This window comes from Lentzea sp. NPDC006480 (assembly GCF_040611995.1).
Taxonomy (GTDB): Bacteria; Actinomycetota; Actinomycetes; order Mycobacteriales; family Pseudonocardiaceae; genus Lentzea.
On the sequence record NZ_JBEXPJ010000268.1, the window covers coordinates 1 to 7,599 of the forward strand.

At 69.6% G+C, this 7,599-nt stretch carries 5 protein-coding genes; 3 read left to right on the plus strand and 2 right to left on the minus strand.

Annotation, left to right across the window (positions count from 1 at the left end; genetic code table 11):
* From ABZX92_RS44260 to ABZX92_RS44270, 3 genes are all read left to right on the plus strand, one after another.
* Positions 1-2,032, plus strand: a 2,032-nt coding sequence (locus ABZX92_RS44260; RefSeq protein WP_355571942.1) for an FAD-dependent monooxygenase, incomplete at its 5' end; no start/stop codon positions are given.
* 411 nt (positions 2,033-2,443) lie between these two features.
* Positions 2,444-4,657: a glycoside hydrolase domain-containing protein gene (locus tag ABZX92_RS44265; protein ID WP_355571949.1), complete on the plus strand. Its 2,214-nt coding sequence runs from the start codon at positions 2,444-2,446 to the stop codon at positions 4,655-4,657.
* Positions 4,654-5,931, plus strand: coding sequence for a glycosyltransferase (locus ABZX92_RS44270; RefSeq protein ID WP_355571943.1), 1,278 nt, complete (start codon positions 4,654-4,656; stop codon positions 5,929-5,931). The genes ABZX92_RS44265 and ABZX92_RS44270 overlap by 4 nt, the downstream gene beginning before the upstream one ends.
* Before the next feature lie 34 nt (positions 5,932-5,965).
* Here ABZX92_RS44270 and ABZX92_RS44275 read toward each other — a convergent pair whose 3' ends face one another.
* Both ABZX92_RS44275 and ABZX92_RS44280 read right to left on the minus strand, forming a co-directional pair.
* Complete coding sequence (locus ABZX92_RS44275) at positions 5,966-6,514, minus strand: hypothetical protein (RefSeq protein WP_355571945.1); 549 nt, start codon at positions 6,512-6,514, stop codon at positions 5,966-5,968.
* Positions 6,515-6,565: 51 nt separating this feature from the next.
* Positions 6,566-7,599: ATP-binding protein (locus tag ABZX92_RS44280; RefSeq protein ID WP_355571947.1), on the minus strand; the 1,034-nt coding region annotated here is incomplete at its 5' end.

Below are 7,599 nucleotides of genomic sequence, written 5' to 3' on the forward strand. Positions count from 1 at the left end.
CGGCGTGGTGGTGCACTTCTCGACGCCCGCACCCGCTGCCGAGCTCCTGCGCGGCTCCTACGATCTGGTGGTGGGCGCGGACGGCGTCAACTCGCTGACCCGCCAGTCCTTTTCGGACGTTTTCGGGCCGAAGCTGGACCGGCGGCACAACAAGTACATGTGGCTCGGCACGGACCTGGTGTTCGAGGCGTTCCAGTTCTTCATCAAGGACACGCCGTGGGGGACCATGCAGGTCCACGGCTATCCCTACTCCGACAGCGGTTCCACGTTCATCGTCGAGATGCACGAGGACGTGTGGCGCCGGGCCGGGTTCGACACCGCCGAGGAGTTCCCGCCGGGAGTGTCCGACGAACGGGCCGTGGAACGGATCCGCGAGATGTTCGCCGAGGAACTGGCCGGACACCAGGTGTTCGCCAACAACTCGAAGTGGCTCAGCTTCACCACCGTGCGCAACGAGCGCTGGTCGCACGGCAACCTCGTGCTCGTCGGCGACGCCGCCCACACCGCCCACTTCTCGATCGGCTCCGGCACCAAGCTCGCCATGGAGGACTCGCTCGCCCTCGCCGCCTGCCTGCACGAGCACGCCGACGTCCAGACCGCGCTCAAGGCGTACGAAGCCGAACGCCGCCCGGTCGTGGAGTCCACTCAGCGGGCCGCGCAGGCGTCGCTGGAGTGGTTCGAGAACATCGGCATGTACGCGGAGCAGGAGCCGACCCGGTTCTGCTTCAACCTGCTGACCCGGTCCCGCCGGATCACCTACGACAACCTCCGCACCCGCGACGAGGAGTTCGCTGACCGCGTCGATGCCGCTTTCGCTGCCTCGCAAGGACTTCCGGGATCAGCTCCGGCGATGTTCCAGCCGTTCCGCCTGGGAGAGCTGGAGCTGAAGAACCGGGTGATCGTCTCGCCGATGGACATGTACTCCGCGGTCGACGGCGTGCCGGGCGACTTCCACCTGGTGCACCTGGGTTCCAAGGCGATGGGCGGCGCGGGCCTGGTGATGACCGAGATGGTCTGCGTCTCGCCGGAAGGCCGCATCACGCCGGGCTGCACCGGTCTGTGGAACGACGAGCAACGCGACTCGTGGGCCAGGATCGTGGAGTTCGTGCACTCGCGGAGCACCGCCCGGATCGGTTTGCAGGTCGGCCACTCCGGCCGCAAGGGCTCGACCCGGCTGATGTGGGAGGGCATGGACGAACCGCTGCCGGACGGCAACTGGGAGACCGTCGGACCCTCGCCGCTGCCGTACGGATCGCGCTCTCCCGTGCCGCGTGAGATCGGCCGCGAAGAGATGGACCGGATCACCGCCGAGTTCGTCGCAGCGGCGGAACGTGGTGCCCAAGCCGGGTTCGACCTGCTCGAACTTCATTGCGCGCACGGCTACCTGCTGTCGTCGTTCCTCTCGCCGATCGCCAACCAGCGCACCGACGAGTACGGCGGCCCGCTTCCGAACCGCCTGCGTTACCCGTTGGAGGTGTTCGACGCCGTGCGCGCGGTGTGGCCGGCCGAGCGCCCGATGATCGTGCGCATCTCCGCGACCGACTGGGCTCCCGACGGCAACACCGAGCACGACGCCGTGGAGATCGCCCGCGCGTTCGTCGCTCACGGCGCCAACGCGATCGACGTCTCCACCGGCCAGGTCACCGCCGACGAACGCCCGGCGTACGGCCGCAGCTACCAGACCCCGTTCGCCGACCGGATCCGCCACGAGGTCACCGGCGCGGCCGTCATCGCGGTCGGTGCCATCGCCTCCTACGACGACGTCAACTCCATCCTGCTGGCCGGACGCGCCGACCTGTGCGCGATCGGCCGCACCCACCTGTACGACCCGCACTGGACCCTGCACGCGGCAGCGGAACAGGACTACCGCGTCGACTGGCCGGTGCAGTTCCAAGCCGGCAGCCGCAAACCGCCATCAGCGCGCACCGACGCCATCCGGCCGCGGTTGTCGCTGTTGCGGGCCGACGCACCGGACCGCAACGTGCACCTGCGCTGGAAGCCGCATCGTCCGGTGACGGTCAGCCGCGGCTAGACGGTTGATTCCGAGGGCGCGCCTCACGCCCGCCCGGTGGTCATGGCGTCTGCAAGTACCGAGCCTTTCCATCGTGATCGGCGGCACCGTGCTCCCGGCCCACGTCCATGCTCTCCTGCCATGGCGCTGCGTGACGCAAGCCAGGCGTGCAGATCGATCCGATCTTGTGACCAGCAAGGTCAGGTTGGAAAAACTCAGTACTTGCAGACGCCAACAGAGCAAGGCCTTGGCGTCAACCGTCTGGACCGTGCTGGACCACGTGGGGGCGCCTTCCCACCTGAAGTGCCGACAGTTCGGAGAGAATCGCTCGCGAGCCCGACTCAGGTGGAATCCGCATGTTCATATCGCTGAAACCAACGGGACGCCGCGCTCACATAGCGTCTGGTCATCCTCGACGAGATTGATCCCTTCATCGGAACGGCTGCCACCTCACTGCCCGCGGCGCAAGGGCTGGCGGCCACTTGGTGGTGGCCGAAAGCGCAGGTCGGCAACACGCACCCCGGCGCGACGTCCCCGCTCGGCATGGTGTCCGCCTGCGCCTACTCCGGTGCCTATCCGACCGGGTACGGCCTCTACTCGAAGAACACCGAGGGTCAGCCGGAGGAGATGTTCGACCGGCTGCAGGCGTCCGGTTTCACCCACTTCCAGCAGTCCGGCACCGGTGCGATCCGCAAGTACTACAACTACGTGCGGGTGACCCCGATGGTGCAGCCGCTGGACGTCCTCGGCGAGGCCTGGCCGCTGCACGACGAGACCGCGGAAGCCGGGTACTACGCGGCTGATCTCGACACCGGCATTCGCTGTGAGGTCACGGTCGGCGCCAAGGTCGCCGTCCACCGCTACACCTTTCCCGAGCATCGCAGCGCACGGCTCGTCGTCGACCTGTCCTGCGGCGGGCTGGCCATCGACCTCGGCCGCACGGTGCCGCTGCGGGCGCACGTGGAGAGCCTCGGCAACGGTCGCGCCCAGGGCACGGTGGTCGTCGAAGGCGTGCCGCTGTCGGTGCACATCAGGGTCGACAGTCCGGGCTGGCGGCAGATGCTCTGGCACGACCGCCGGCTGATCGAGGGTGGCACGCGGCTCGACTTCGACCGCATCAGGCAGACCACGCTGCGCCCGTTCGGGATGCTCTACATGGGTCCCACCACCGCCGGGCAGAGCGTCGAGATCCAGATCGGGTTCTCCCTGCGCGGCTGTGACCAGGCCCGGGAGAACCTGCACCGCGAATGCGGTGACGGGGCACCGGCGTTCGACGTCGTCCGGGCGCAGACCAGGGCCCGGTGGCGCGACCACGTGGGCCGGGTGGAGGTCGAGGGCGGGTCACCCGCCCGGCGGCAGGTGTTCGCGACGTCGCTGTACCACTCGCTGATCAAGCCGTGCTTCGCCGACGACGAGAGCCCGTTCTGGCCGTCCTCGGGGCCCTTCGTGTTCGACATCTGCACGATGTGGGACATCTACAAGACCCAGCTGCCGTTGCTCATGGCCATCTGCCCGGACCGGGCGGTCGATCTCCTGGAGTCCCTGATCCGGGTCTGCGAGGAGGAAGGCAACTTCCCCATCGGGTATCGGATGGCTCGCGGCGCGGACAGGTTCTTCCGGCAGGCGAGCGCGCTGGTCCACACCGCGCTGGCCGACGTGCACGCCCTCGGCCTGGGCGACCTGGACTGGACCTGGGCGCTGGTGCACATGTACGACGACCTGCGCCGGATGTACGGCGAGGACTTCTACGAGCACGGTGTCGTGCACCCGATCTCGCACACCCTCGACCTCGCCTACGCCTCCCACTGCACCTCGGGCATCGCCAGGGCGCTGAACGACGTCCAGCTCGCCGACGACCTCGACACGCGCAGCCGCCTGTGGTCCAACGCGTTCGACCCGGACACCGGACTGCTGCTCGACTCGTCGTTCTACGAAGGCGGCAAGTGGAACTACTCGTTCCGGCTGCTGCACGACATGGCCGCGAGGATCGCCATGGTCGGTGGGCACGAAGCCTTCGTCAGCACGCTCGACGCGTTCTTCGGCTACGGCGCACCGCGCGTGGCGCAGCCCGGCAAGCGGCCCGGCGCGGTGGAGATGGCGGCCGGCTACCTGCTGAACCGGTTCGAGGGGCTGAACAACGAGCCGGACATGGAAGCGCCGTGGTCCTACCACTACGCGGCCCGGCCGGACCGCACGGCCGAGATCGTGCACGCGGCGCTCACCTGGCAGTTCGGCACCGGTCCCGGCGGCCTGCCGGGCAACGACGACTCGGGCGGGCTGAGTTCCTGGTACGTGTGGGCCTCGCTCGGCCTGTTCCCGGTCGCCGGGCAGAACCTCTTCCTCGTCAACGCGCCTGCCTTCAGCCGTGCCACGCTGCACCTGGGGGACCGCGACTTCGTCATCGAGACGCGCGGGCACCGCGAGACGTCGATCAGCTCCGACGGGCTGGAGGCGGACCCGCCGCCGCAGTACGTGCAGTCCGCGCAGCTGAACGGCAAGCCACTCGACGCGGCGCACCTGCGCGCGACCGACGTGCACGCCGGCGGCCGGCTGCTGCTCGAACTCGGTCCGCAGCCCTCGGAGTGGGGACGCAAGATCCTGCCGCCGTCGGTGTCCGACCCGCTCGGAAAAGGGGCTCGCACATGAGCAGGCCAAGCCGCCGTCTCGTCATCGTGGTCCGGGCCGACCCGGTCATCTGCGGTCACTCCGGAGAAGCCCGCAACCTGGCCGAGGTCGCGCTGACCCGCGGCTTCGACGACGTCCGGCTGCTGACCTGGCCGATACCCGTGCTGCAGGCGGCGGGCCTGCCGCTCAAGCCGCTGGACCGGATCACGCCCTACAGCGAGGGCATCACCGTGGAGCGGCCCGAACCGGTCGGCGACTACCGGGTACCCGACGGCCGATACCTGGCCGGGCTGACCGGACGCCTGGTCGAACTGCTCGCCGAGCCGGTCCCGACCACCTGCGTGTCGATGTACCTAGCTCCCCACGACGCGGTGGTGCGCGACGCCGTCGACGCGGCCCGCGCGGCCGGCTACGCACCTGACGTCCACACCATCGCGAAGGCGGTCGGCTCGGACGTCACCAACGTGATCCGCTCGTGCCTGTCCGAGAGGCGGTTCGGGGCGGCCGTGGTCCTGTTCACCCGGTTCCTCGCCAACGACCAGGTGATCGCCGTGTCGGAGTACACCAGGCAGGAGATCATCGCCTGCGCGGAGGCCGTCGACGCGCACTGCGGCACCCGGTTCGCCGGCGAGTGCGTGCGCCGGCTGTCGGTCAGCTACCCGCCGATCGACACCTCGGCGTACCTCGACCTCGACCCGGCACTCGTGGACATCGCCCTGAAGCGACGCGGCCTGGAACGCGACGGGTACGTGTTGTTCCTGTCCAGGGTGACCCGGGCCAAGGGCATCTACGACCTGGTGGACGCGTTCGCCCGGTGCCAGGCGCGGTCACGGCTGAAGCTCGTGGTGGCCGGCCAGGGCCCCGAACTGGAGCACCTCCAGGCGATCACCCGGCACGACGACCGGATCCTCTTCCTCACCGACGTGGAGGACGAGGAGAAGCCGCTGCTGATGAACGGCTGCGCCGTGTACGCGTTGCCGACCAAGCCCGAACCGGACTTCGTGGAGACCTTCGGCATCGCGCTGACCGAGAAGATGCTCGCGGGCGGCGGGCCGGTGATCACGACCACCACCGGCGGCGTCGGCGAGGCGGTGGGCGGGACGGCCATCGTCGTCGAGGCAGGGAACACCACCCACATCGCCGCCGCGATCGACCGGGTGGCGCTCGACATGTCCGCCGAGGAACGGCACCTCATGGAGGACCGGGCACGCGCGTTCGCCCTGTCCTTCGACCGCGTCCGGGTGTTCGACAGCCTCTTCGCCACGTCCGGGCCGGCTGTCGTCCTGACGGGATGAACCGCCTGCCGGACATCGGCGAGGACGCTGCGGCTCACACGACCAACTTGCAGTCCTCGTTGGCCTTCATCACCTCTCGAAGCCCAGGAACGTCCGTGGCGAAGCCGGAAGGTTTGTAGGTGACCATGTCGACGCCGAGCACGACCAGCGCGGACTGGGCGTAGTGGACGGCCTTGTGCGGCAGCACCGCGCGGTATTCGACCACCTTCGCCAGCAGCTTCCGGTAGGTGGCGAGCCGGTCCGCGACGATGGCGTTGGCGTCCTGCGCCGGAGGTGTCAGCTGGGGGAGTTTCTCGAGTCCGGCGATGGCGGCCCGCAGCTCGGATTCCAGTGCCAGCAGGGCGGAGTCCACCTTCGGCAGGTCGGCCTCGGTCGCGATGTCGGATTCCTTGGGCAGCTTGTACACCTGGACGACCATGTCCTTCAGCGCGGCGCAGTAGCCCGCCACCCACCTGACGACGGTGTCGTCCGGCGTGCTCGGTGAGGGGGCGGGCGGCGTCGGAACCGGGGTGGGCGGAGTGGTTCCGCACGCGACAGACGTGCAGCACACGGCGACAACCGCGACCCTCCTCAGGAAATCCATTCGGTCATGCTGATGGCGGCTCGCCGGGACCGGTCCCGGTGCGGGCGCAGGTCAGCGGGTGAGGTGGGCGATCCCGGACAGTTCCAGGATCCGGGCCGGCCCGCCGTGCGGTGCGGCCACCACGGTCAGCAGCCGTCCGTGTTCCTTCGCGAGCTCGGTGGCTTCCAGCAGCAGTGCGATTCCGGAACTGCTGAGGTAGTCGAGTCCGGCGAGGTCGACCTCCACCGGCCGGTTGTCGGACGCGCTGATCCTGGCCAGCAAAGGGTTCCGCACGTCCTGCACCGTGGCGGAGTCGAGGTCGCCGGTCAGCAGGATCAGCTGGACCCGGTCGTCCACTCCGTCCGCGAGCCCGTTCACCGCGGTGTGGTCCAGCGGGTGCGGATGCGGGGAGGTGCGCGTGTCCGGCGTGGCGGGCACGTGGAAACGGATCGTCGTGCCGCCCGCGTCCGTCGTCAGGTCGACGTGTTCGCCGATCGTGCGGATGAGGGGCAGGCCTCGGCCCCGCGTTCCCGGATCCGCGGGTGCCGGGCGCCAGCGGCCGTGGTCGGCCACGGTCACGCGGACGCCCCGGCCCGTGCTCTCGAGTGAGACGTCGAACGTGCCGCCGCCGTCCGGGTAGGCGTGGTCGACCACGTTGGCCGCGGCCTCTCCCAGCGTCAGTTCCAGGTCGTAGGCCGAGTCCTCGGACAGTCCCGCCACCAGGGCCCAGGCCGTGGCGGCGCGCCGGAGCCCGGCCAGTTCACCCGACGACGCCGGCACGTGGCGGTGCAACGGTGCGGGCAGGTGCCGTGCGACCACCAACGCCACGTCGTCGGACTGACCGTCCGTCAGCATCTCGGTGACGATTCGCTGCACCAGAGCCTCGGGTGCGAGGTCTGCCGCGTCGTCCACGAGGTCCACGAGCCGGCGCAGTCCCTGGTCCAGGACCTCGCCGCGGCGCTCCACCAGGCCGTCCGTGTACAGCACGACCGAGGCGCCTTGTGGCAGCGCGGCTTGCTGCTGATGCACCAGTCCTGGTCCGCCGGCACCGAGCACCGGGCCGGTCTCCGCCGCGAGCAGGCGTGCACCGGACGGGTCCAGCACCA